Source organism: Vreelandella halophila, assembly GCF_019903425.1.
Lineage (GTDB): Bacteria > Pseudomonadota > Gammaproteobacteria > Pseudomonadales > Oleiphilaceae > Halospina > Halospina halophila.
In genome coordinates this window covers 1,360,858-1,385,826 of sequence record NZ_JACHUZ010000013.1, presented here as the reverse complement: position 1 = coordinate 1,385,826, position 24,969 = coordinate 1,360,858, and the positions used below count along the sequence as shown (strand labels likewise).

The 24,969-nt window shown below is 63.5% G+C and carries 21 protein-coding genes; 11 read left to right on the top strand and 10 right to left on the bottom strand.

What is annotated here, in order from left to right; genetic code table 11:
- The first annotated feature begins 8 nt into the window (after nucleotides 1–8).
- The 4 genes from H4I92_RS10665 (at nucleotide 9) to asd (ending at nucleotide 4,969) form a co-directional block, all read left to right on the top strand.
- Entirely contained in the window at nucleotides 9–1,430 is a 1,422-nt protein-coding gene (locus H4I92_RS10665) for an acetyl-CoA carboxylase biotin carboxylase subunit (RefSeq protein WP_077530573.1), read from the top strand.
- Between the two features lie 22 nt (nucleotides 1,431–1,452).
- A complete protein-coding gene (gene oadA, locus H4I92_RS10660) occupies nucleotides 1,453–3,243 on the top strand; it encodes a sodium-extruding oxaloacetate decarboxylase subunit alpha (protein ID WP_077530572.1) in 1,791 nt (596 codons plus the stop codon).
- Nucleotides 3,244–3,305: 62 nt separating this feature from the next.
- Nucleotides 3,306–4,118: a sulfurtransferase gene (locus H4I92_RS10655; RefSeq protein WP_077530571.1), complete on the top strand. Its 813-nt coding sequence runs from the start codon at nucleotides 3,306–3,308 to the stop codon at nucleotides 4,116–4,118.
- Nucleotides 4,115–4,969, top strand: coding sequence for an archaetidylserine decarboxylase (asd, locus tag H4I92_RS10650; RefSeq protein WP_143512664.1), 855 nt, complete (start codon nucleotides 4,115–4,117; stop codon nucleotides 4,967–4,969). Before H4I92_RS10655 ends, asd begins: the two co-directional genes overlap by 4 nt.
- Before the next feature lie 10 nt (nucleotides 4,970–4,979).
- On the opposite strand, the gene epmA is transcribed toward asd, so the two are convergent.
- Together epmA and efp are read right to left on the bottom strand one after the other, a co-directional pair.
- Complete coding sequence (gene epmA / locus H4I92_RS10645; protein ID WP_077530570.1) at nucleotides 4,980–5,924, bottom strand: EF-P lysine aminoacylase EpmA; 945 nt, start codon at nucleotides 5,922–5,924, stop codon at nucleotides 4,980–4,982.
- A complete protein-coding gene (gene efp / locus H4I92_RS10640; protein WP_077530569.1) occupies nucleotides 5,924–6,496 on the bottom strand; it encodes an elongation factor P in 573 nt (190 codons plus the stop codon). The genes epmA and efp overlap by 1 nt, the downstream gene beginning before the upstream one ends.
- Before the next feature lie 33 nt (nucleotides 6,497–6,529).
- On the opposite strand from efp, the gene epmB reads away from it, so the two are divergent.
- From epmB to H4I92_RS10625, 3 genes are all read left to right on the top strand, one after another.
- Nucleotides 6,530–7,576, top strand: a complete 1,047-nt coding sequence (epmB, locus tag H4I92_RS10635) for an EF-P beta-lysylation protein EpmB (RefSeq protein ID WP_143512663.1) — start codon at nucleotides 6,530–6,532, stop codon at nucleotides 7,574–7,576.
- A gap of 101 nt (nucleotides 7,577–7,677) precedes the next feature.
- Entirely contained in the window at nucleotides 7,678–9,450 is a 1,773-nt protein-coding gene (locus tag H4I92_RS10630; RefSeq protein ID WP_077530567.1) for a GTPase, read from the top strand.
- 41 nt (nucleotides 9,451–9,491) lie between these two features.
- The gene (locus H4I92_RS10625; RefSeq protein ID WP_077530566.1) at nucleotides 9,492–11,579 is read left to right on the top strand and encodes an EAL domain-containing response regulator; all 2,088 of its coding nucleotides are present in this window, start codon (nucleotides 9,492–9,494) and stop codon (nucleotides 11,577–11,579) included.
- Between the two features lie 19 nt (nucleotides 11,580–11,598).
- Here H4I92_RS10625 and serB read toward each other — a convergent pair whose 3' ends face one another.
- Entirely contained in the window at nucleotides 11,599–12,834 is a 1,236-nt protein-coding gene (gene serB / locus H4I92_RS10620) for a phosphoserine phosphatase SerB (RefSeq protein ID WP_077530565.1), read from the bottom strand.
- Nucleotides 12,827–15,130, bottom strand: coding sequence for a DNA topoisomerase IV subunit A (gene parC, locus H4I92_RS10615; RefSeq protein ID WP_245800873.1), 2,304 nt, complete (start codon nucleotides 15,128–15,130; stop codon nucleotides 12,827–12,829). The genes serB and parC overlap by 8 nt, the downstream gene beginning before the upstream one ends.
- 163 nt (nucleotides 15,131–15,293) lie before the next feature.
- Here parC and H4I92_RS10610 point away from each other — a divergent pair, with 163 nt between their 5' ends.
- Nucleotides 15,294–15,542 (top strand): hypothetical protein, encoded by a 249-nt coding sequence (locus H4I92_RS10610; protein WP_143421460.1) that lies wholly within the window; start codon nucleotides 15,294–15,296, stop codon nucleotides 15,540–15,542.
- Here the strand turns inward: H4I92_RS10610 and H4I92_RS10605 are convergent.
- Nucleotides 15,536–16,138 carry a YceI family protein gene (locus H4I92_RS10605; protein ID WP_218668198.1) on the bottom strand — a complete coding sequence of 201 codons (603 nt, stop codon included), beginning with the start codon at nucleotides 16,136–16,138 and terminating at the stop codon, nucleotides 15,536–15,538. The two genes, H4I92_RS10610 and H4I92_RS10605, sit on opposite strands and share 7 nt — an antisense overlap.
- A 23-nt stretch (nucleotides 16,139–16,161) precedes the next feature.
- Nucleotides 16,162–16,740: a cytochrome b gene (locus H4I92_RS10600; protein ID WP_077530562.1), complete on the bottom strand. Its 579-nt coding sequence runs from the start codon at nucleotides 16,738–16,740 to the stop codon at nucleotides 16,162–16,164.
- Between the two features lie 229 nt (nucleotides 16,741–16,969).
- Here H4I92_RS10600 and H4I92_RS10595 point away from each other — a divergent pair, with 229 nt between their 5' ends.
- The 3 genes from H4I92_RS10595 to fabB all read left to right on the top strand — a co-directional run bounded on the left by H4I92_RS10595 (nucleotide 16,970) and on the right by fabB (nucleotide 20,160).
- The gene (locus H4I92_RS10595; protein ID WP_077530561.1) at nucleotides 16,970–18,256 is read left to right on the top strand and encodes an EAL domain-containing protein; all 1,287 of its coding nucleotides are present in this window, start codon (nucleotides 16,970–16,972) and stop codon (nucleotides 18,254–18,256) included.
- A gap of 162 nt (nucleotides 18,257–18,418) precedes the next feature.
- Entirely contained in the window at nucleotides 18,419–18,928 is a 510-nt protein-coding gene (fabA, locus tag H4I92_RS10590; RefSeq protein WP_077530560.1) for a bifunctional 3-hydroxydecanoyl-ACP dehydratase/trans-2-decenoyl-ACP isomerase, read from the top strand.
- Between the two features lie 14 nt (nucleotides 18,929–18,942).
- Nucleotides 18,943–20,160 carry a beta-ketoacyl-ACP synthase I gene (gene fabB / locus H4I92_RS10585; RefSeq protein ID WP_077530559.1) on the top strand — a complete coding sequence of 406 codons (1,218 nt, stop codon included), beginning with the start codon at nucleotides 18,943–18,945 and terminating at the stop codon, nucleotides 20,158–20,160.
- Nucleotides 20,161–20,181: 21 nt separating this feature from the next.
- Here the strand turns inward: fabB and parE are convergent, their stop codons facing one another.
- From parE to H4I92_RS10565, 4 genes are all read right to left on the bottom strand, one after another.
- Entirely contained in the window at nucleotides 20,182–22,080 is a 1,899-nt protein-coding gene (gene parE, locus H4I92_RS10580) for a DNA topoisomerase IV subunit B (RefSeq protein ID WP_077530558.1), read from the bottom strand.
- A 91-nt stretch (nucleotides 22,081–22,171) separates the two neighbouring features.
- Nucleotides 22,172–22,657 (bottom strand): protease complex subunit PrcB family protein, encoded by a 486-nt coding sequence (locus tag H4I92_RS10575; RefSeq protein ID WP_077530557.1) that lies wholly within the window; start codon nucleotides 22,655–22,657, stop codon nucleotides 22,172–22,174.
- A gap of 18 nt (nucleotides 22,658–22,675) precedes the next feature.
- On the bottom strand, nucleotides 22,676–22,894 hold the full coding sequence (locus tag H4I92_RS10570; protein WP_143512662.1) for a hypothetical protein: 219 nt from the start codon (nucleotides 22,892–22,894) through the stop codon (nucleotides 22,676–22,678).
- A 4-nt stretch (nucleotides 22,895–22,898) separates the two neighbouring features.
- Nucleotides 22,899–24,947, bottom strand: a complete 2,049-nt coding sequence (locus H4I92_RS10565) for a TRAP transporter large permease subunit (protein ID WP_077530556.1) — start codon at nucleotides 24,945–24,947, stop codon at nucleotides 22,899–22,901.
- Between the last annotated feature and the right edge of the window lie 22 nt (nucleotides 24,948–24,969).

Here is a 24,969-nt window from a genome sequence, read left to right as displayed (position 1 = left end):
GAGGACCTATGCCTGTCAGAAAGGTACTGATCGCCAATCGGGGTGAAATTGCCGTGCGCATCGCCCGGGCCTGCCAGGAGCTGGGGCTTACGGCGGTCGCCATCTACTCGGAAGCGGACCGGTATTCACTGCATGTCAAAAAGGCCGATGAGGCCCACTGCATCAGCCAGGATCCACTCTCGGGGTATCTCAACCCCCACCAGGTGGTGAACATGGCAGTGGAGACAGGGTGCGACGCCCTGCACCCGGGCTACGGGTTCCTGTCCGAGAACGAAACCCTCGCAGCCGTCTGCCGGGATCGCGGGGTCCAGTTCATCGGCCCAGCCCCGGAAGTCATCCATTCCATGGGCGACAAGACCGAGGCCCGGAACACGGCCATCCGCGCCGGGGTTCCGGTAACGCCGGGCTCCGAGGGCAATCTGGAGGACGTGGAAGATGCGGTTGCCCAGGCGGGGCGCATCGGCTACCCGGTCATGCTCAAGGCCACCTCCGGCGGGGGTGGTCGTGGCATCCGCCGCTGTGACGGCGAGAAGGAACTGCGGCAGAACTACGAACGGGTCATTTCCGAGGCCACCAAGGCTTTCGGCAGCGCCGAGGTTTTCCTGGAGAAATGCATCGTCAACCCGCGCCACATCGAGGTCCAGGTTCTGGTCGACCGCCAGGGCAACGCCATCCACCTGTACGAACGTGACTGTTCCGTTCAGCGGCGCAACCAGAAACTGATCGAACTGGCACCCTCACCGCAACTCTCCGAAGAGCAGCGCCACTACATCGGGGATCTCGCGGTTCGTGTTGCACAGGGCTGTGGTTACGAAAACGCGGGTACGGTGGAGTTCCTGCTGGATGACAGCGGCGAATTCTACTTCATGGAGATGAACACCCGGGTGCAGGTGGAGCACACCATCACCGAGGAAATCACCGGCGTGGACATCGTGAAGACCCAGATCCGCATTGCCGCCGGCGACCCCCTGCCCTGGGACCAGACGCAGATCAGTTACCGGGGCTTCGCCGCCCAGTTCCGGATCAACGCCGAGGATCCGCAGAACGGCTTCCTGCCGAGCTTCGGGCGCATCAGCCGCTACTATTCGGCCGGCGGCCCTGGCGTGCGGACGGACGCGGCCATGTACACCGGCTACGAGATCCCGCCGCACTACGACTCCATGTGCGCCAAGCTGATCGTCTGGGCACTGACCTGGGAGGAACTGCTGGAACGCAGCCGGCGCGCCCTGAATGACATGAGCATCTACGGTGTGACCACCACCATCCCCTACTACCAGCAGATCCTCCAGCATCCGGAGTTCCGGGCCGGCGGTTTCAATACCAGCTTCGTCGAGAACCATCCGGAACTGCTCGAGTACAGCACCAAGTCCAGGCCCGAATCCGTCGCCACCGCCATCGCCGCGGCCATTGCCGCCCAGGCCGGTCTGTGAGCCCCGAATCAGGAGAAACATCATGAGCCAACGCAAGATCCACATCACCGACGTCATCCTGCGCGACGCCCACCAGTCCCTGATCGCCACGCGCCTGCGGACCGAGGACATGCTCCCTGCCTGCGAGTGGCTGGACCAGGCCGGCTACTGGTCCCTGGAATGCTGGGGCGGTGCCACCTTCGATGCCTGCGTGCGCTTCCTCAAGGAAGACCCTTGGGAGCGGCTGCGCCAGCTGAAACAGGCCCTGCCCAACACCCGGCTGCAGATGTTGCTGCGCGGCCAGAACCTGCTGGGTTACCGCCACTACGCGGACGACGTGGTCGAGGCCTTCGTGCAGAAGGCAGCGGACAACGGCATCGATGTTTTCCGCATCTTTGATGCGCTCAACGACGTGCGCAACCTCGAGACCAGCATCCGCGCCGTGAAGAAAACCGGCAAGCACGCCCAGGGCACCCTCTGCTACACGGTCAGCCCGGTTCACGGCACCGAAGCCTTCCTGGAGCAGGCGAAGGCGATGGTGGATCTCGGGGTGGACAGCATCGCCATCAAGGACATGGCCGGGCTGCTCACGCCCGCCGCCACCTCCGAGCTGGTCAGCGGCTTGAAGCAGCGTTTCGACGTGCCCATATTCCTTCACTCCCACTACACCTCCGGCATGGCCAGCATGTGCCAGTGGGCCGCCGTGGAGGCCGGCGTGGATCACCTGGACACCGCCATTTCCTCGTTCGCCGGCGGCACCAGCCATCCACCCACCGAGTCCGTGGTGGCCGCCCTCCATGACGCCGGCTACGAAACCGGGCTGGACCTGGAGAAGCTGGACAGCATCGCCCGCCACTTCCGGGAGGTCCGGAAGAAGTACCACCAGTTCGAGAGCGAGTACAACGGCGTGGACACCACCGTGCTCCTCTCCCAGGTGCCCGGCGGCATGATGTCCAACCTGGCCAACCAGCTGAAGGAACAGGGCGCGCTGGACCGCATCCAGGACGTGTTCCGGGAAATCCCGAAGGTCCGGGAAGAGCTGGGCTACCCGCCGCTGGTGACACCGACCTCCCAGATCGTGGGCACCCAGGCGGTCATCAACGTGCTGTCGGAGAGCCGCTACGGCACCATCACCAACGAGGTGAAGAAGTACCTCCAGGGCTGGTACGGCAAGGCCCCGGGCAAGGTGGATCAGACACTGCAGCAGCGCGCCGTTGGCAAGGAAGAGCTGGTCGAGGAACGCCCGGCCAACCTGCTGGCCAACGAGTTCCACAACCTGAAGGACGAGGTCTCGGACATTGCCGAATCCGAGGAGGACGTGCTCACCTACGGCATGTTCCCGGATCAGGCACGGACCTTCCTGGAACAGCGCCGTGACGGCACCCTGCAGCCGGAAGTCCTGGAACCGGAACCCTCGGAGAAGGCCTCCGGTCATGTCCCCACCGAGTTCCGCATCCAGGTGCACGGTGAGACCTACGACATCCAGGTCACCGGCGTGAGCCCCGGTGGCGATGACCGCCGCCGGTTCTACATGACCGTGGACGGGGTGCCCGAAGAGATCGAGCTGGAAGCCGTGGGCGAGTCGGCGCCGGGTGGCGGCCAGCGTGCCCGGGCCACCAAAGAAGGCCATGTCACCACCAGCATGCCCGGCAACATCGTGGATGTGCTCGTGAAAGAGGGTGACAGCGTCGCCGCCGGCGATCCGGTGCTGATCATCGAGGCCATGAAGATGGAAACCGAGGTCAAGGCCCCGGTGGCCGGTTCAGTGGCGGCCGTGCACATCAGCAAGGGCGACCGGGTAACCCCCGGTGAGGTGCTGGTCGAGATCGAATAACCTCGTCCGCACCCGGGGCCTCTGGTATCCTTCGCCCGAATACGGACGATACCGAGGCCCCAATGCCATCCCTGCCGATGATTCTCGAGCCGGATACACTGAATCAGCACCTCAATGATGACACTCTGCTGATTGTGGACCTTTCCGGTCCGGAACATTACGCCGAAGCCCATATACCGGGCGCCATCCACGTGCATCCCCGCGAGACCCGGGGAGCCGCTTCGCCCGTGCCCGGCCTCCTGCCGGAGAAGGCGGAGCTGGAGCAGCTGCTCGGGCGGCTCGGGCTGAAACCAGAGCATCATGTGGTCGCCTACGACGATGAGGGCGGCGGCTGGGCAGGGCGCTTCATCTGGCTCCTGGAGTCCGTTGGGCACCGCAACTGGAGCCTTCTCAACGGCGGGCGCATCGCCTGGGTCAACGAGGGCTACCCGACCAGCACCGAGGTGCCGAAGGCCCCCGAACCCTCGCGCCCCGCAATCACCCTGGATCCCTCCACGACCGCGAATCTCGAGGAAGTGCTGGAAGCCGTCAGGGCCGGTAACACCGCCATCTGGGATGCGCGTGCCCCCGCGGAGTACCGTGGCGAGCGCCAGTCGGCGGCGCGCTCCGGCCACATTCCCGGCGCCATCAACCTGGAATGGATACAGATCATGGATCCCGAGCGGAACTACCGCCTGCTGCCGGAAGACAGGCTCCGCGAGACCCTGACCTCGCTCGGCATTGAGCCCTCGAAACCGGTGATCACCCACTGCCAGAGCCACCACCGCTCCGGCCTCACCTATGTCGCCGCACGCGCCCTGGGCTACCACGACGTGCGCGCCTACGCGGGCTCCTGGGCGGAATGGGGCAACCGGACGGAGACCCCCATCGAATGATCCGCTCCCTGATCGATGGCGGTTTCGTCACCGCCCAGCACCTGGCGCCCCAGCATGGCCTCTCGCGCCTGGCGGGGCGTGTGGCGGACTCCCGGCACCCGGGCCTGAGCCAGCGCCTGATCAACGGCTTTATCCGGCGCTACGGCGTGGATATGAGCGAGGCGGCGGACCCCGATCCGAAGGCCTACGCCAGCTTCAACGAGTTCTTTACCCGCCCCCTGCATGACGGCGCCCGCCCCCTCGAGGGGGATGAGCGGACCCTGGCATGCCCGGCGGACGGCGCCCTCAGCCAGAGCGGCACCATCAGCCGGGGCCGCCTGTTCCAGGCCAAGGGCCAGAGCTTTTCCGCGGCGGAACTGACCGCCCAGCCCGAATCCGAGCTGGCCGCGTTCGAGCAGGGCCGCTTTGCCACCATCTATCTCTCGCCAAAGGACTATCACCGGGTGCATATGCCCGTGGCGGGAACGCTTGAACAGACCACCGCCATTCCCGGTCGCCTGTTCTCGGTGAACCCGGTCACGACCCGCAATGTACCGCGCCTGTTTGCCCGGAATGAGCGTCTGGTCTGCTGGTTCCGGACGGAATTCGGGCCCATGGCGGTGATCATGGTGGGCGCCATGATCGTGGCGGGCATTGAAACCGTCTGGGGCGGGCGTGTGCCCCCCGGCGGGCGTGGCGTGCAGCACGAGACGCACGATGGTCCCCATATTGACCGTGGCGGTGAGATGGGGCGCTTCTATCTTGGCAGCACCGTTATCCTGATGCTGCCCCGTGGCGCATTCGAACCGGCGGTCGAATTGAAGCCCGAACAACCCGTTCGATTGTGCGAGGCCCTGTTCCAGGCCCGGTGAGGGAGCAGGGCTACAGGCGATCCAGCGAAAAGGCCATCACCTCATCCAGTGACGTCGCACCCGTCCGGTGCATCAACAGCCGATCCACCCCGATCGCCATGCCGCTGCACGGCGGCAGGCCCGCCTCAAGGGCCGCGAGCAGTTTGGGGTCCGGCTCCGGCGTGGGCTGGCCGGCAGCCCGGCGACGCTCGTTATCCGCCTCGAACCGCGCGCGCTGGGTAGCCGCATCCAGCAGCTCCTCGTAGGCGTTGCCCACCTCAATCCCGTCCAGGTAGAGCTCAAAGCGCCGGGCAACGCGCACGCCGCCCACCTCGGCCACCGTGGCCAGGGCGCACTGGTCCGGCGGGTAATGCTGGATGATGACCGGTCCCTTGCCAACCAGGGCCGGCTCCACGCACCCGCTCATCAGCAGGTCCAGCGCCTCGCCCCGATCCAGTTGCGCCGCCGCAATGCCACTGGTGGCCGAGGCCCTCGCGGCCAGGACTCCGTCATCATCCGACCAGGGGTCGACACCAGCGTGGTCACGCATCAGGTCCCGGTACTCAACGACATGGGGCCCGGGGCCATGAAGCGCTTCCCGCACCAGATCCGCGACCTCATCCACCAGCGCCTCCAGGCGGAACCCGACCCGGTACCACTCCAGCAGCGTGAATTCCGGATTGTGGCGCCTGCCCTGCTCGTCCGCGCGGAACACCGGCCCGATCTGGTAGATGGAACCGGAGCCGGCCGCCAGGAGGCGCTTCATGAAGTACTCAGGAGAGGTCTGGAGCCAGCCGCTCAGTCCGTTGGCGTTGACCGGCAGGCTCTCAATGGCAGGTTCAGTCACGGTATGGCGCCCCAGGACCGGAGTCTGGACCTCCAGAACCCCGCGCGCCTCGAAGAAACCGCGCAGATCCCGGAGAAGCGCCGCGCGGGCATGCAGCATGCCCGGTGTCGCGCCCGGCTGCCAGCTCATCAGTTGCGGACGCGGGAGACGTACTCGTTCTTGCGGGTATCCACGCGGATGACTTCGCCGATTTCCATAAACAGCGGCACGTTCACCACGGCGCCGGTGGACAGGGTCGCCGGCTTGGAACCGCCCTGGGCGGTATCGCCCTTCACACCCGGGTCGGTATCCACGACTTCCAGGTCCACGAAAGCCGGCGGTGTGACGTTCAGCGGCGCGCCGTTGTACAGTGTGACGGTGTAGACGTCCTGTTCCTTGAGCCACTTGGCGGCATCGCCCACGGCACGTTCGTCTGCGGCGAACTGCTCAAAGGAGCCATCGGTCTTCATGAAGTGCCAGAACTCGCCGTCGCTGTAGACGTACTCCATGTCGAACTCGAGCACATCCGCCGCCTCCAGGGTCTCTCCGGACTTGAAGGTGCGTTCCCAGACCCGGTTGGTCATCAGGTTGCGCAGCTTGACGCGGCTGAACGCCTGGCCCTTTCCGGGTTTGACGAACTCATTTTCAACAATCACGCAGGGGTCGCCGTCGAGCATGACTTTCAGCCCGCCGCGGAATTCGTTGGTAGAATAGGTCGCCATCGATGCCTCGCTCGAATTGCCAGTAAACTTGGGATGCCAATGATACAGTCCGGTCACGCGCCTGTCGAAACCACAACCATCGCCAGCGACCGCCCCCGGTGGCAGAAGGAGCTGGGGCAGGCGGTGACCACGCCCGAGGCCCTGTGTCATCGCCTGGCGCTGCCGGAATCCATGCTTGCCGGTATGACGCCGGGCCACCGCCAGTTTCCGGTCCGGGCCCCGGAACCCTGGCTGCGGCGGATCGAGCCCGGCAACCCGGACGACCCACTGCTGCGCCAGATCCTGCCCATGCCCGAGGAAGGCGAGGACCAGCCCGGCTATGTCAGCGATCCGCTGGAGGAAGTCAGTGGCGACAGTGCCAGCGCCGTCTCCGGGGTTGTGCACAAGTACGCCTCGCGTGCCCTGCTTATGGTTACCGGCGCCTGCGCCATCAACTGCCGTTACTGTTTCCGCCGCCATTTCCCCTATGACGAACACCAGCTGGGCGGCTCCGACTGGCAGGCCGCGCTCGACCGCATCGATGCCGACCCGGCCATCAACGAGGTGATCTTCAGCGGCGGCGACCCGCTCGCCAGTCCGGACCGCCTCCTGGCCCGGCTCGCGGCGGCAGTGGCCGGCATCGACCATGTGCGCCGCCTGCGTATTCATACCCGGCTCCCCGTGGTCATCCCCCAGCGTGTGAATGCCGAACTGCTGGAGTGGCTCGGTGAAACACCCCTGCAGAAGGTGGTCGTAGTGCACATCAACCATCCGGCGGAAATCGACGACGACGTCCATGCCGCGCTCAAGGCCATGGCAGACACTGGCACCACCCTGCTGAACCAGGCGGTTCTTCTGCGCCGGATCAATGATAACGCCGACACCCTGGAACAACTCAGCGAGCGGCTGTTCGAGTGCGGCGTCCTGCCCTACTATCTGCATGCCTTTGACCCTATCGCCGGCGCCGCACACTATGACCCCGGCGATGAGAGGGCTCGGGCACTGACCCGGACCCTGCTGGAGCGGCTGCCCGGTTTTCTGGTGCCGAAACTGGTACGTGAAGTCCCCGGCCAGCAGGCCAAGCAGCCCCTGAATCTTTAAAGTCGTTGTCAAATCAACGGCAAAACCCTGTTGCGCTTGCTATTCTCACTACCCTGGACTTGTATTGTAAGCGGACACCCAGAAACCAGCGGTAACGATCAATGGCGGGCAAAGCAGGAAAGCCGGATCTCACGCTTCCGGAACAGAAGCTCACCAGTCTCTCCTTCTGCGAGGCGTCTCCGCGTGCTTTCAGGGAATGGGTGGACGGGCTGCCGATCGCCAATGTGGGGGAATCAGCGCGCCAGCTCTACCATGCCGCCATCGAGCTTAACCAGCTCGACATCAACCCGGCCCTGAGAATGAAGCTCCTGGGCCAACTGCGCCCGCAACTTAACTTCATCTGCGATCAGCTCTCCCAGCATTTTCTGGGGCGCTCCATCGCCCTGACGGAAAAGCAGCGCAAGGTCGCCAACCTGGCGCAGGCCCTGCAGCGCCACCTGGCCACGGGCTACAAGATCGTCGTGGGCCAGCTGGCGGAAGCCCCCAACCCGGACAAACAGAAGATGGCCAATGCCAAAGCCTGCCACCGGGCCATTTCCAGCCTCGGCAGCACGTTGCTGCGGGCCAGCCAACTGTACGCGCCGAGCCCGGCCGCCACCTGGTACGAGGCCCACCAGATCTTCAGCTGGGCATTGTCAATGCAGATCACCGACATTGCCATTGAGGACCCGGTCAACCAGTACCACCGCCAGACCACTGTTGAGGACGCCTACAAACGCCTGCTGCTGCTCGGCTGCTGCCGACCGAACCAACTCCGTCAGAAGGAACTGGCGGAAGTGTACAGCCTGTTTGAGTGCTGGACCGGCCATACCCGGATCCTCCAGCGCGGCATGAATGACGCGCTCTTTGTGATCAACCTGGGCCAGGATGCGCCCCCGACCTACCGCAACCTGCTCCGCACCCCGCTGAGCGCACAGCATATCGGTTTCGACAGCACCGAACTTGCGGAGGGCCTGGCCGCCCTGGCGGACAGCAGAGGCGCTACCCCCGCGGCAGACGCCCCGGAACTGCCCGTAAAAGTCAGTGATGCACTGCTCATGCACTTGGGCCGGGCATTGGGGGTTCTGACCCAACGCTCCTACAGGCGCATCGAGAGCTCCGGCATCCTGGAAGTAGCAGTTGGCATGACCTCGGTACACTATTTTTCCGCCGGCCAGGTGACCTTCAACCAGTTCGTGGACAGCCAGGACGCGGACTCCGGCGAGAACGCCTTCCTCGGCGCCGCGCAGCGGCGCAATGACCCCTGGGCCAGTGCCTTCGATGCGGGTCGCCAGGAATCGATGACCCCGCCGGATGCGCCGATCAATTTCCGGGGCTCCGGCGGTGATATGGCCGGCGAGAGTGAGCGTGCCTATCCGCTCTACGAAGTCAGCCTTGAGAACACCAGCCCCGGCGGCTACTGCATCAACTGGAATACGGAAATGCCGGCAAGCCTGCAGACGGGCGAGATCCTGGGGGTAAGGGAGAATCGCGATCACCCTTGGAGCGTCGCCCTGATCCGATGGATCCGCCAGGGAGGCCAGCAGAGAGCCCAGCTTGGCATTGAGCTGCTGGGACCCGGCGCCATGCCCTGCGCGCTGCGCCTCGATAACAAGAGCGGCAGCAGCAGCGAATTCCTTCGGGGGCTGCTGCTGCCCGAGCTGAGCGCCATTGGCCAGCCAGCAACCCTGCTCACACCACGCATGCCCTTCCAGACCGGGCACCGCATCACGCTGCTTCGCGACGGCGAGCAGGAGGCCGCCCAGCTCAGCCGACGTGTGTCCGCCACCAGCAGCATCAGTCAGTTCGAGCTGCGCTTCCGTGGCCCATCCGGCCAGGGCCAGTCCAGCACCAGTGACGACGATGACTTTGCTTCACTCTGGCAATCGCTGTAAAACTGTGGCCTGCAATCAATTCAGGGAGTTCGCGCGGCATCATGCCCCAGAAGACTGAAACCATCCACCTGCTGCTCCTGGACCCATCCCAGAATGACGCGGAGCAGGTCGTGAGCCTTTTGCGCAATGCCGGGCGTGCCACAAGGGCTCACCGGGTCACCTCGCCGGAAGACCTACAGGAAGCCCTCGGCAGTGGCACCTGGGACCTGATGCTCATCAGGGATGCGGAACAGGAACCGTCACCGGAAGAAGCGCTCGACCAGATCCGGCGCCAGGACCGGGACCTGCCTACAATCCTCATGACCGCAAGCGAGGATGGGGACCGCCGCAGTGCCATCATGGAGCGTGGCGCCCAGGATGCGGTGTCCTTCGACAACAGCACCCTACTGCGCCAGATCATCGACCGGGAGCTGGCCAATCTCGGTGAGCGCCGGCAACGCCGATCCCTCTCCGGCCACCTGCGGGATGCGGAGCAGCGCTGCCACCTGCTGCTGGAAAGCTCCAAGGACGCCATTGCCTACATCAATGACGGCCTGCACGTCTACGCCAACCAATCCTATCTGGAATTGCTGGGCTATGAGGACCCCGACGATCTGCTGGCCCTGCCGGTGCTGGACACCCTTGAAAGCGACAGCCAGCAGCTCTTCAAGGAAGCCATGAAGCAGTTCCGCGAAGGCGAGGAACTACAGGAACCGCTCACTGTCACCATCGAGCGCCCGGACGGCGAAACCATCGAGGTCACTGCCGAACTCTCCGCTGCCACCTATGATGGCGAGCCCTGCATCCAGATCGTGGCCCGCCCCGTCCAGGACAGTGCTGAACTGGCCGAAAAGCTCCGGGAGATCAGCAGCAAGGACGTGCTCACCGGGCTCTATAACCGCCACCACCTCATGGAGGTCCTCTCCCAGACTATCGCCCGGGTCCAGAAGGACAGCTCGGATGCAGCACTGGCCTACATCGCCCTGGATGAGTTCGTGCACAAGAAAACCCAGATCGGCATCTCCGGAGCGGACCTGGTGATCGGTGACATGGCCGGACTCATCGCCGCCTGCGCCGGGGAAAACCAGGTGGTGGCGCGACTCAGTGACGACGCCTTCTGCATCCTCGGTCCCCAGGACACGGTTGAGAGCATGAAGGAGGTCGCCGAGACGCTCCGAAAACGGGTTGAGGATCACCTGTTTGACGTTTCCGCCCGCACCCTGCAGCTGACGGTCAGCATCGGTATTGCCGCGATCACCGAAAACGCCCCGCAGACGGAGGATCTGGTGGGGCGTGCCCACACCGCAGCGGACGAGGTCCGCCAGCAGGAAGGCCATAAAGGTGGTAACGGCATCAACGTCTACGAACCCCAGCTGCAATCCCATGGCAGCCCGGACGGCACCGCCGACGCCATCCAGCAGGCGCTCGACAACGACCAGTTCAAGCTCCTGTTCCAGCCCATCATCAACCTGCGCGGCGAGGGCGAGGAGCACTACGAAGCCTTTGTGCGGATGCTGGATGAGAATGGCAAAGAGGTCTCCCCCTACGACTTCCTGCCTCCGGGTGGCCCGGTGAACACGGCCGCCAAGATCGACCGCTGGGTGGTCCTTCAGACCATTAAGCAGCTGGCCAGCCACCGCTCCAAGGGGCACGAGACCCGGCTGTTCCTGAACGTGACCGCGGAAACCATCCAGGACCAGACCTTCCCGTCATGGCTGGGCGTGGCCCTGAAGGCTGCAAGGCTGCCGGGGGATTCACTGATTTTCCAGATCGCCGAGCGCGATGCCACCACCTACCTCAAGCAGGCGCGGGATTTCTGCAATGCGCTGCGGGAACTCCACTGCTCGCTGTCCATCACCCACTTCGGGGGTGCACTGAATCCCTTCAACACCCTCAAGCATCTGGACGTGGGCTACGTGAAGCTGGATGGCTCCTACACTGACGAAATCCAGAAAAACGAGGAAGCACGCCAGACGGTGAAGGAAATGATCCAGAGCCTGCATCAGCAGGGTCGGCTGACAGTCATGCCCCTGGTCGAGAGTGCCTCCGTGCTGGCCACCATCTGGCAGGCGGGCGTCAACTACATTCAGGGTTACTATTTGCAGGCGCCGACGCCGGACATGGATTACGACTTCGGCGAGGGGGACTGAGAAGCGCGAACAGGCGCTTCTACTGGTCCCGGTTCATGGCCACCAGGTCCGGCGCCCTGTCGGATTCCCGATACCCGAGCAGATACAGGATCGCATCCAGCCCCAGGGTGGAGATGGAGTGGCGGGCGGATTCCTTCACCAAGGGCTTGGCCCGGAAGGCCACGCCCAATCCGGCCTTACTCAGCATGGGCAGGTCGTTGGCGCCATCGCCCACGGCAATCACCTGTTCCAGGCGGATGCGTTCCTCGTCCGCGATCTGCTCCAGAAGTTCCGCCTTGCGTTGACCATCCACGATCCGCCCGGGAACTTCCCCGGTCACCCGGCCATCCTGGATCTCAAGGTCATTGGCGTAGACGTAGTCGATATTGAGACGCTGCTGCAGATGCCGCGCGAAATAGGTAAACCCACCCGAGAGGATGGCGGTGCGGTAGCCCAGGTTACGCAGCGTATTGATCAGCCGCTCGGCGCCCTCGGTTAGTTTCAGCCGCTCCGCCACGCGCTCGAGCACGGACTCCTCCATCCCTTCCAACAGCGCCACCCGTTCTCGGAAGCTCTGGCTGAAGTCCAGTTCCCCTTTCATCGCCCTTTCGGTGATTTCCGCCACCTTGTGGCCCACGCCCGCCTCGGCGGCCAGCTCATCGATCACCTCCGCCTCGATCAGGGTCGAGTCCATATCGAACACCACAAGCCGGCGATTGCGCCGATAGATGGAATCCTCCTGGAAGGCGATGTCCACGTTCAGATCCGTGGCGATATGCAGGAAGTCCGAGCGCAGCACTTCCAGATCCTGGGGCGTGCCGCGCACGGAGAACTCCACACAGGCGATGCGGTCGCTGCGCTCCAGGCTCGTGCGCCCGGAAAGACGGGCAATGTTATCGATATTCAACCCGTGCTGCGCGGTAATGCTGGAAACCCGGGCAATCTGGTCCGCGGTGATGTCCCGCGCCATCAGAGTGACCACATAGCGGCCGCGCCCCTTGCCCTGGACCCACTCCCCGTAGGCCTCCTCGGTGATGGGCTCGAAGCGCACCTGCAGGTCCAGCTCATGGATACGGAACAGCAGCTCCTTGAACACCTGTGGGGCGTTGTTTTCCTCGGGAATCTCCGCAAGGATGCCCCAGGTCAGGTGGTCGTGGATCACGGCCTGCCCGATGTCCAGTATGCGCACATCAAAGCGCGCCATGATGCCGGTGATCTCGGACGTAAGACCGGGCTTGTCGCGCCCGGAGACATTGATCAGTACCAGTTCACTCATCCGCTGAAGACGCCTCCCCGGCGTTGTCGTATTCAATGACTTCCATACGGTCGACCCGCTGGAGCCCGCGCGGCAGCTTGTGGCCGCGCCGGCCGCGCTCGCCCCGGTAGTGGTCGAGGTCACTGAAGCGCAGGGTCAGATGGCGCTTTCCGGCGTGCAGCACCAGCCGGTCCCGCTCCGAGAAGGTGGTGACCGCCACCATGGATTCCTCACCACTTTTAACCCGGGCCGGAGGGATACCGAGCATCTTGTTGCCCTTGCCCTTGCCCAGTTCGGGCAGCTCACTGAGCGGGAAGATCAGCATACGACCTTCACTGGAGACCGCCGCCAGCCAGACGCTGTCGCCCTCGCGCACCCGCTGCGGCGGCAGTATGCTGGCACCCTGGGGGACGTTGAGAACCGCCTTGCCGTTGCGGTTGCGGCTGACCAGTGATGACAGCGGCGTCATAAACCCGTAACCGGCCGTGGTGCTGAGCAGTACCCGCCCCTCGCCAGCCATCATGAGACCGGCAAAGCCGGCCCCCGTGGGCGGGTTGACGCGGGTGGTCAGCGGCTCGCCCTGGCCCCGCGCCGAGGGCAGCGTGTGCGTATTGAGGGCGTAGCTGCGCCCGGTGGTGTCGAGCACCAGCGCCTGCTGGTTGTTGCGCCCGCGTGCCGCCAGGGCGAAGCGGTCTCCAGCCTTGTAGCTGAACCCGGTGGGGTCGACATCGTGCCCCTTGGCCGCCCGGATCCATCCCTTCTCGGAAAGCACCACGGTCACCGGATCCCCGGAGACCAGGTCTGTCTCGCTGAAGGCCTTCGCCTCGCCCTTGGCCTCAATGGGGCTGCGCCGGTCGTCGCCGAAGGCCTCGGCATCGGCCTCAAGTTCGGATTTAATCAGCTCGCGCATGCGGTCCTCGGAACCGAGGGTGGCCTGGAGACTGTCACGCTCCTCCTTCAGCTCATCCTGTTCGCCACGGATCTTCATCTCCTCAAGCTTGGCGAGATTGCGCAGCTTGAGTTCCAGGATGGCCTCGGCCTGTTCATCCGAGAGCCCGAAGCGGTCCATCAGCACGGGCTTGGGCTTGTCCTCGTCGCGGATGATCTGGATCACCTCATCGATGTTGAGGTAGGCAACAAGCAGCCCCTCCAGGATGTGCAGGCGGGCCGTCACCTTGCCCAGGCGGTGCTCGAGCCGGCGGCGCACGGTCTCGTGGCGGTATTCCAGCCATTCGGACAACAACCCACGCACATCCTTGACCCGTGGACGCCCGTCCAGCCCGATGACATTGAGGTTCATGCGGTAATTCTTTTCCAGGTCCGTGCTGGCGAACAGGTGCTCCATGAGCCCGTCCGTATCCACCCGGTTGGAGCGCGGCGAGATCACCATCCGCACCGGGTTCTCGTGGTCGGACTCGTCGCGCAGGTCGGTCACCATGGGCAACTTGCGCTGCTGCATCTGCTGCGCGATCTGCTCCATGATCCGGTTCCCGGAAACCTGGTGCGGCATCGCCGTAATCACGATGTCGCTCCCCTCCAGCTGCCAGCGGGCGCGCATGCGCAGGGTGCCACGCCCGGTGCGGTAGAGCTGGCGCAGGTCCTCACGGGAGGAGACGATGGCCGCGCCCGCCGGGAAGTCGGGCCCCTGGATATGCTCGCAGAGGGCGTCCACGTCCGCCCCGGGTTCGTCCAGAAGCCGAATGCAGGCGGAAGTCACCTCCCGCAGGTTGTGCGGCGGGATGTCCGTTGCCATACCCACGGCAATGCCAGTAGTGCCGTTGAGCAGCACATGCGGTACCCGTGCCGGCAGGGTAGCGGGCTCGTTCAGGGTACCGTCGAAGTTCGGCTGCCAGTCGACCGTGCCCTGACCCAGCTCGCTGAGCAGCACCTCGGAGAACTTCGCCAGCCGTGCCTCGGTGTAACGCATGGCCGCGAACGACTTGGGATCATCCTGACTGCCCCAGTTGCCCTGGCCGTCCACCAGCGGGTAACGGTACGAAAAGGGTTGGGCCATGAGCACCATGGCCTCGTAGCAGGCCGAATCACCATGGGGATGGAACTTGCCCAGCACATCGCCCACAGTGCGCGCGGACTTCTTGTACTTGGCGGTGGCCGACAGGCCGAGCTCGGACATGGCGTAGACGATCCGACGCTGGACAGGCTTGAGGCCGTCACCGATTTGCGGCAGGGCGCGATCGAGAATGACGTACATGGAATAGTCCAGATACGCCTTCTCCGTATAATCCCGCAGCGCGACGCGCTCATAGCCCTCGTCGGTGGTCTCGAATTCCGGCATAGGCCCTCTGTGTTCCGTCATGGGTGGGTGCCCTTTTCGGGCAAAGCGCCATTATAGGGAGGCTTGCGCCGGACTCCAAACCAGCGGTAGTGGATTTCCCGAATAGTGGGCAGGGAGCACCCGGGGCTAACGTGAATCCACCTTCAGCGACGATCCTGATATCACGGTGGAACCGATACCCCTTATGGCATCGAGTCGAATACGCGCTGCGCGCCGGGCTGCGGCCCAGGGACTCATGGTGGGCCTTGTCACCTTCGTGCTGATCATTGTAGTGGAATACATGTGGGCTGGCGCTCTGGTGGATCTGCGCCTGTACGGGCTCACCAGTCTGGGCGTAAGCGTGCTGGTGTTCCTGAATCTGTTCTGGACCCGACACCAGCGGCGCCCCCGCCATGAAGGCGCCACCGATGAGCGGTCACGCCGTCGTCACTGACGTATGCCTTCCACGGAGAGCATCAGGGTCACTTCCTCTGCTTGCGGTCCCAGATCATAGTCGATCCCGTAATTCTCCAGCGTCAGGGTCGTTGTGCCCTCTAAGCCCATGCGGTAGTTGCCCCAAGGATCCTCACCGTGGTTGATCAGCTCCATCTCCAGATCAATCTCACGGGTGACGCCACGCAGGGTCAGATCACCGGTTACCGTGGCGGTATCCTCACCTTCCATCTCAACGGACGTGCTCTCGAAGGTGGCCTCCGGATACTCGCTCACATACAGGAAGTCCTCTTCCCGCAGGTGCTTGTCACGCTCAGAGTGGTTGGAATCCACGCTGCTGGTATCGACGGTGACCTGAACGGAGGAGTCCTCCGGATTGTCCGCGTCGTATTCAAAGCTGCCATCAAAATCATTGAAGCGCCCGTAAAGGGTACTGAAACCAAGATGACTGATGCGGAACTGGATGAACTGGTGCTGGCCTTCCCGATCGAATTCATAGGTGCCACTGGGATCTGCGGCCAGTGCCTGGCCGGCACCGAACATCGCCACGGTCACTGCCGATGCAAGGAAGCTGCGGGTCATGGTTGTCCGATTCATGGTATTCTCCTTCTGTGTGGTGTTTACTGCCTGTCCGGGGATCGCGACTGGCGCAGCTTCATGCACAGCATTCGCCGAAGCGTGTCGTCACGATCCCAGAAATGATGTTTCAAAGCGGCCAGCCCATGCAGGCCAGCAAGGATGACCAGGGTCCAGCCAAGCCAGCGATGCCAGTCACCGGCCAGATCCTCCATCCCCTGCACATTGCCTGTGAGAGCAGGCACGCTGAACCAGTCGAAGACGGCCACTTCGCGCCCGTCGGCGGAGGAGATCAGGTAGCCACTGACCACCATGGCCAGCATCAGCCCATACATCAGCCAGTGCACGGCGTGGGCGCTGAGATGCTCCATTCTCGTGTGTTCGGGCACCGGTGCTGGCGGGGGTGAGACGAACCGCCACAGCAGCCGCAGCACAAGAGCCGCGCCCAGCAGCAGCCCAATGCTGCGGTGCCAGTCCGGCAGCACATTGCGCAGTGGATCCATGTACCCGAGATCCACCATATAGAGCCCCACTGCGAAAAGCCCAATGACGGCCAGCGCCATCAGCCAGTGCAGGCCGACGCTGACAATCCCCCAACGCGACCGTGTATTGCGCCACTTCATTGCTCCCTGCCTCCTGAAAAGTGGAGTGATTCCAGCCTAGCCCCTGCCTGGAGCTCGCGAAACCGAAAAGTTCTGTCACTGACCTTCAGAAAATCTGACCATACCTGGAAGTTTTAACGTTGTTTGGTGCCGGGGGATGTCATTACGTTGATTAAATTGGCACAATCCGCTATGCCTGTCTGGAGGAGGGCCATAAAAACGGGACGTTGTTCATAGTGCAGCAAGGGCCATGCCACCACTCGACCAGAGCAGTTCAGTGAGCGATCTTGAGCGTGTCAGCGCCCTGCTGTCTCCGACAGCTGATGAGCATTGCTGGGTCGGGCGCTATGAGGGGCTGCTGTTGCGCACCGCGCTCCAGCCCATCTTCAGCATCTCGCACAAGCGGATCGTCGGTTACGAGGCCCTGATACGCGCTTTCGACAACGACGCGTCGCCAGTCCTGCCGCCCCACCTTTTCGAGCTTGCCGAGGATCATCCCTCAAACCTGCTCCTGGACCGCCTGTGCCGCGCACTGCATGTGCGCAATTTCCAAAATGTTTCGGACGAGATCAACTGGCTCTTTCTCAACGTCTCACCGCAGTGCATGGCCAACGGCATGCAGTCGGATGCCTTCTTCGGCCGACTGCTGCAGGATTCCGGCTTCCCCGCCCACCGCGTGGTGGTGGAGATCGTCGAGAAGCCCAGTGACGACCCGGCCCTCCTGCGCCGCACGGTGGAATACTACCGCTCACTGGGCTGTCTCACTGCCATTGATGATTTCGGCGCAGGCCATTCGAACTTTGAACGCATCTGGAACCTGCGTCCGGACATCGTCAAGCTGGACCGCCAGATGCTCGCCCGGGCGACTGAGGATAAACGCACCCGACAGATCCTCAAGGGCATTGTCTCACTGCTGCACGAGTCCGGCTGCCTGGTGCTGATGGAAGGTGTTGAGTCCCGCGAACAGGCCCTTATCGCCGTGGACGCGGGCGTGGATTTCGTTCAGGGCTTCTACTTCCACCGGCCGACCACCGAGCTGGGCAGCGCCGTTCAGAGTGCCGCTGATTTCGATACACTGCTGGATGAATACAAGCAGGATAAACAGCAGCAGTCCGACCCGACCCAGACGATCACCAGCTTTTTCAGCCACCGTTTTGAACGGGTGATCAGCGCCCTCCAGGCGGGCACCGGGTTTGAGCAGGCCTGTGCCACCCTGGTCAATCACCACACCGTATCGCGCTGCTACCTCATCGGGGATGACGGTGTCCAGGTCCACGACAGCCTGCTTTCGCCGGAGAGTGCCCACCGTCTGGATCCGCGTTTCCGGCCACTGGAGAATACCGCCCAGGCGGACTGGTACCGACAGCACTATCTGCGCCGCGCCCTGCGCTACCCCGGCGAACTCCAGATCACCCGGCCCTATCTTTCGGCAACCGGCGCACACATGTGCATAACCCTGTCTCGTGCATTCGTCTACGGAGAGCACAAGCTGGTACTGTGCTGCGACATTCTTACCGGTGAAAGCCCCGGATACTGAGTATTCCCGGCATCAAATCAACCAGTAACAGCGATTCCCCCGCAAAGCGAACACGTGTTAGCTTTATGCTTTCACACGTGCAGTCAAAGTGTGGGAACAGAGTATCAAGCAATCCGCACGATAGTCTGTTACCGTAATAGTTGTAATTCTCAGGAGATCGCCATGACAGTGGCCCAATTTGACAAAGCCGACCTGGAACGCTGCGGAAGAGGCGAACTCTTCGAAGGCGACATGCGGCTGCCGGTCGACCAGATGCTGATGCTGGACCGGATTCCCCACATCAGTGATGAGGGCGGTGAGTATGGCAAGGGTCAGTTGATCGCAGAACTGGATATTGATCCGGATCTCTGGTTCTTCGACTGCCACTTCAAGGGCGATCCCGTCATGCCGGGCTGCCTTGGCCTGGATGCGTTGTGGCAGCTAACCGGTTTCTACCTGGCCTGGACTGGCGGCCAGGGTCGCGGGCGGGCGCTGGGTTGTGGTGAAGTGAAATTCACCGGCCAGGTGCTACCCTCGAACAAGCTGGTGCGCTACCAGCTCGACATCAAACGCATCGTCCGGCGTGGTGTTACCATGGGCATTGCCGACGGGGTCGTCTCAGTGGATGGGCGCCCCATCTACCACGCGAAGGACCTGCGCGTCGGGCTTTTCACATCCACGGAAAACTTCTGAGGCAGAGACTAGCAATGAGACGTGTCGTGATTACCGGGATGGGGGTCATCTCCAGCCTGGGCAACAACCAGCGGGAAGTCACCGACTCCCTGCGCCAGGTCCGTTCGGGCATTGAGCTCAGCGAAGAGGCCCGGGACAACGGGCTCCGCAGCCATGTCTGGGGCGGTATCCATATCGACCCGAAGGAGCACATCGATCGCAAGCTCTACCGGTTCATGTGCCCCGCCTCCGCCTACGCCTATATGGCGATGCAGGAAGCCGTGGAGCAGGCTGGCCTGACGGAGAAGGACATCAAGGCGGACACCACGGGCCTGATCATGGGCACCGGTGGCGCCTCGACCGTGGAACTCATGGATTCGATCGACACCCACCGTGAGAAAGGCATCCGGCGGGTAGGCCCCTATCGTGTGCCACGGACCATGGGTTCTGCGATCAATGCCAACCTGGCCACCGCCTACGGCATCCGGGGCGTGAACTACGGCATCACCTCCGCCTGTGCCACCAGCGCCCACTGCATCGGCCACGCGGCCGACCTGATCGCCCTCGGGCGCCAGGACGTGATGTTCGCCGGCGGCGGCGAGGACCTGCACTGGACCCTGACCGTGCTGTTCGACGCCATGGGCGCACTGTCCACCAAGTACAACGATACCCCCGAGAAAGCCTCGCGCACCTATGATGCGGACCGTGACGGCTTCGTGATCGCCGGTGGCGGGGGCGTGATGGCGCTTGAGTCGCTGGAGCACGCCCAGGCGCGTGGTGCCAACATCCTTGGGGAGCTGGTTGGCTTCGGTGCCACCTCCGACGGCGCGGACATGGTCGCGCCCTCGGGCGAAGGGGCTGTCCGCTGCATGCAGCAGTCAATGAAGGGCATCGATGAGCCGCTGAGCTACATCAACACCCACGGCACGAGCACGCCCACCGGGGACGTGGTCGAACTGGACGCGATCCACAAGGTGACAGGCGACAACATGCCTCCGGTCAGCTCCACCAAGCCGCTTACAGGGCACTCACTGGGGGCCGCAGGGGTACACGAGGCGGTCTATACGCTGATCATGCAGCGCGAGGGCTTCATCACGCCGTCCGCCAACATCGAGAACCTCGATGAGGGCGCCGAGGGCTACCCCATCCTGCGTGAACTGAAGGAGAACGTGGATCTGCCGCTGGTCATGAGCAACAGCTTTGGCTTCGGCGGCACCAACGCTACTCTGGTCTTCCGCCGCTTCGACGGCTGACCCGCCGGCAGCGGTCCGGGGTCAGCCCACGACCTCGGCCTCGTTGCCGTGCTCTTCCAGCCAGGTGCGCCGGTCCGCGGCGCGCTTCTTGCCCAGCAGCATGTCCATCCGATCATCGGTACCATCATCCGGACTCAGTGAAAGCTGAACGAGACGCCGTGTGTCCGGTGCCATGGTGGTCTCACGCAGCTGCAGCGGGTTCATCTCGCCAAGGCCCTTGAAGCGTTGGGTCTGGATTTTCCCCTTGCGCTTTTCCGCCGCCAGGCGGTCGATGATGCCCTGCTTCTCGTGCTCGTCCAGGGCGTAGAAGGTCTCCTTGCCCAGATCGATGCGATACAGCGGTGGCATGGCCATGAAGATGTGCCCCGACTCCACGAGGGGCCGGAAGTGTTTGACGAAAAGGGCACACAACAGCGTGGCGATGTGCATGCCGTCCGAGTCCGCATCCGCCAGGATGCAGACCCGGTTATAGCGCAGGCCGGCCAGGTCCCCGGAGCCGGGATCCACGCCAATGGCCACGGCGATGTCGTGCACCTCCTGGGAACTGAAAATTTCCCCGGAGTCCACTTCCCAGGTGTTGAGGATCTTGCCGCGCAGCGGCATGACCGCCTGGTATTCGCGGTCACGCGCCTGCTTGGCAGAACCGCCGGCGGAGTCGCCCTCCACCAGGAACAGCTCCGACTGGGCCGGATCGGTACCCGTGCAATCCGCCAGCTTGCCCGGCAACGCCGGACCGGAAGTGATCTTCTTGCGCTGCACCTTGCGTGAAGCCTTGAGGCGGCGCTGGGCATTGCCGATCACGAACTCCGCCAGCGCCTCGGCAATATCCGTGTGCTGGTTCAGCCAGAGGCTGAAGGCATCCTTGACCACGCCGGAGATGAAGCTGGCCGCCTCCCGCGAGGACAGGCGCTCCTTGGTCTGGCCGGAGAACTGCGGCTCCTGCATCTTGAACGACAGCACGTAGCTGCAGCGTTCCCAGATGTCATCCGGCGTCAGCTTGACCCCGCGCGGCAGCAGGTTGTGCAGTTCACAGAACTCGCGCAATGCCTCAAGCAGGCCCGTGCGCAGGCCGTTCACATGGGTGCCGCCCTGGGTGGTCGGAATCAGGTTCACGTAGCTCTCGGCCACCATCTCGGTATCTTCGGGCAGCCACTGCAGCGCCCAGCTCACCATCTCGGTATTGCCACTGATCTCGCCGGTAAACGGCTCCTGGGGCAGGCATTCCCGGTCCGCCAGGGCGGTTTTCAGGTAATCGGTGAGCCCGTCCTCGTAATACCATTCATCCTTCTCGCCGGTTTCCTCCTGCAGCAGGGTTACCGTCAGACCGGGGCACAGCACGGCCTTGGCGCGAAGGTTATGGCGCAGGCGGGGAATCGAGAATTTCGGGCTCTCGAAATAATCCGGGTCCGGCAGGAAACTCAGGGTGGTGCCCGTATTGCGCTTGCCCACGGTGTCGATGACGTTCAGATCCTCGACCTTGTGACCATGCTCGAAACGGATCCGGTGCAGCTTGCCGTCCCGCCGGATCAGCACCTCCAGTTCCATGGACAGGCCGTTGACCACGGAAACACCCACACCGTGCAGGCCCCCGGAGTACTGGTAGTTGGCCTTGTTGAACTTGCCGCCGGCATGCAGCCGGGTCATGATCAGCTCCACCCCCGGAATGCCCTCTTCCTGATGGGCATCAACCGGCATGCCACGACCATCATCGGTCACCGACAGGCGGCCATTGGCATGCAGAACCACATCAATCCGCTTCGCATGGCCACCCAGCGCCTCGTCCACGCTGTTATCGATGACCTCCTGGGCCAGATGGTTCGGGCGGGAAGTGTCGGTGTACATGCCCGGGCGCTTGCGCACCGGGTCCAGCCCTTTCAGGACTTCAATGGAATCGGCGTTGTAATCACTGCGTTGGCTCATGGGCTTGGCTGTCCATCAACGGGAGTGAGGGGCGGCCAGCGGGCCGCCGATTTCGGTGCGAACGTAACGGTACCAGAGAACAGGCAGGGATTCAGCGGTCTGTGGGCGCCTCAAGACTGAGTGGGAAGCCGTCGGCACCCATCCGGACGGAGAGGCTCGACCAGCCCTGCTCGGGGATGGCCAGTGCCACACAGGGCGTAGTGATCACCTGGGCCATAATGGAACCGCTCTCCGGCTCTGTTGCGTTGAGGGACAGCTCCAGATTTCCATCCACCATCTGCGCCTGGCGCAGCTCACCGCCATACCCCGGCGTGGGCCGTTGCCCCAGGTAAACCACAAGCACGTCATGGCCGGCTTCAAGAGCCCCCTCACCGGCGGGCAGCAACCCATCCACCTGCGGGAAGTCGGACATCGACTGCACCAGGGAAAGACCGGGTGTCTGACGGTTGCAGTGATCGGCCTGCCCGACCACCTCAACCCCGGAGAGGGGTTCCATCTCCGCCTGCCCCGCCTGGCACCCGACCAGTAAAGGCGCCAGCAGGCCGATACCCAGCGTACGAAGACTCACAGTTGGCATAACCCCCTTCCCGGCAGCTTACTGATCAATGACTCGACGGTAGCCGGTATCCACCTGGGTATCAACCGGGCGGGTGAAGGCGGTTTCCAGTGTCACGTCCAGATTCATGGTGCGGGTAACCTCGATCTCCCTGGGCCGCCCCTCTGAAAGGTATTCAGCACAGGCCTCTCCCGGGCCGCAGACGTAGGAATTCGTTTTACACAGCCCTCGTAACGCCGCCTCTCCACGGGCTTCCAAGCATTCAACCGTAGAACAGAAGAGGCACCAGGCCAACCAGCAGGAGCGTCGTGCCCATCACCATCAGCGGCAGGATCAGACGCTGGAAACGCCGGTAGAGGTTGGGCGCGTCGGGTTCGGGCACGAGCGCCTCCTTCACACCCACCACCTGTCGGGTAAGGAGGTGGTTGAGCGCCACGGGTGGCGTCAGATACCCCAGCTCGAAGGCCACAATGGTCATGACCCAGAAGTGGAGCGCATCCACGCCCAGGCCGATGGCCGGCTGCGCAATGGTGGCGGAAACCAGCACCACAGCCGCGAACGGGTCCATGAACATGCCGATGATCGTCAGCATCACCATGAGCGCCAGCACCACGAGCAGGACCGACTCCGCTTCCGCCGGGAAGAGGCCGGCGATCACGTGGGAGCGCTCCAGCACGCCACCAACCGTCATGGACAGACCAATGAGCGTGAGCAGTGCCCCAACGTGCACGGCGGATTCACCAGCGCCAATGGCAATGCGACGCCCCGTACCCATAACGCGACTGCCGCCACCGTCATAGTCCAGGGCCACCAGCGCCATCATGATGATCGGCAGCATGATGGGTGCCGAGAACTCGTTGAACTCCATGCCCAGCACGAGCCAGAACAGGAAGACGATCACGGCCACCAGTGCCACGTCCGGGATCAGGGGCTTGAGCGCCCGGAGCGACTGCTTCGTGGCAAGCCGTGGGTTACTGGCCCGTGGGCGCCATTCCTTTTCGCTGCGGGTCACCATCAGCGTGAAGATGGTGGCTGAGAGGATGAAGACCCAGAAGCCCCAGCCAAAGAGCTCAGAGGTGGTCACCTCCTTGTTCAGGGCTGCCACCACTACAATCAGAAGGCAGGGGTTGAGAACCACGCCCAGGCTGCCGGACATGGCCGTGGTGGCCAGCGACAGCTGACGCCCCGCTCCGGCACGCCGCAGCTCATCATAGACGGTACCTCCCACCGCCAGGATGAAGATGCCGGAAGCGCCGGTGAACGCCGTCGGGAAGGCGGTGGCGAAGATCACCAGCGAGGCCAGCGTCGCCGGGGGCAGCTGCCAGGGCTGCACCACCGCGAGCAGACGATCCGGGATCGTGGTCTGCTTGAGCATCATCCCCACGAACACGTAGAGCCCGATGTTGACGAACAGCGAGGCGTGCTTGGTCAGCTGGTTCAGGTAGACGCCCAGGCCCGCCGTGTCCCAATTACCACCGTTCGAGAAATACAGGTAGCCCATCACCCCCATCCAGCAGTACAGCGGAATGGCCAGTGGTGATGAGATCCCGAGTCGACCGCGGGGCAGATCGGCAGGCATGCTGAACAGCCGGACCAGGTTGATGCCTGCAAGGGATGTGAACATCACCATCCAGGCTTTCTGGAGATCCTGGAGACGCCCTGTATCCGGCGTGTCCACCAGGTTCCCGAAGTAGTTGTAGAGCGAGTAGACCATCAGCAGGTTCACCACCAGTTGACCGCCTTCCGCCAGCACCCAATCCACCCGGTTGATGGGTGGGCGGATACTGATGTGGTGGTTGGCGAAAGCCGCCGTTGCCGCCCCGAAACCAAGCAGCATGATGAACAGGTAGGTGGAGAGCGAACGGTTGTCCGTCAGCCACTCGGCCATGCCCCGCTCAACCGTCTTGTAGGCGACCAGCACAGGCGTGATGCGCTCCTGCATGGCCTCATATTGCTCATGGCGCTCCTGGCAGCGCTCCACGTTCTTCTCGATGGAACTGCGGAGTGCCTCCTTACTCGGACCGTCGCCGCCCAGCCCAAAGGGGTCCTCCTCCTTTTCCGCTGACAACTCCTCCTGGACCCGCTTGTCGATATCGACATCAACCTCGCAACTGGGCGCGTCGGCGCCGGGATCCAGGGAGTAATACCCCGGCCAGATCTGCTCCCCAAGCGCCAGCATACGGGTATGCATGGAGCCACCCAGCCCCATCAGGAGCAGGGAGACCAGCAGAAAGAGCACGAACGCGCCGTGAAGGCGGCGCGCATGGCTGGGAGCGCGCGCGCTCCCCCAGGAGGAGGACGGTTCCGACATGACTACCTCGATACGTCAGAGA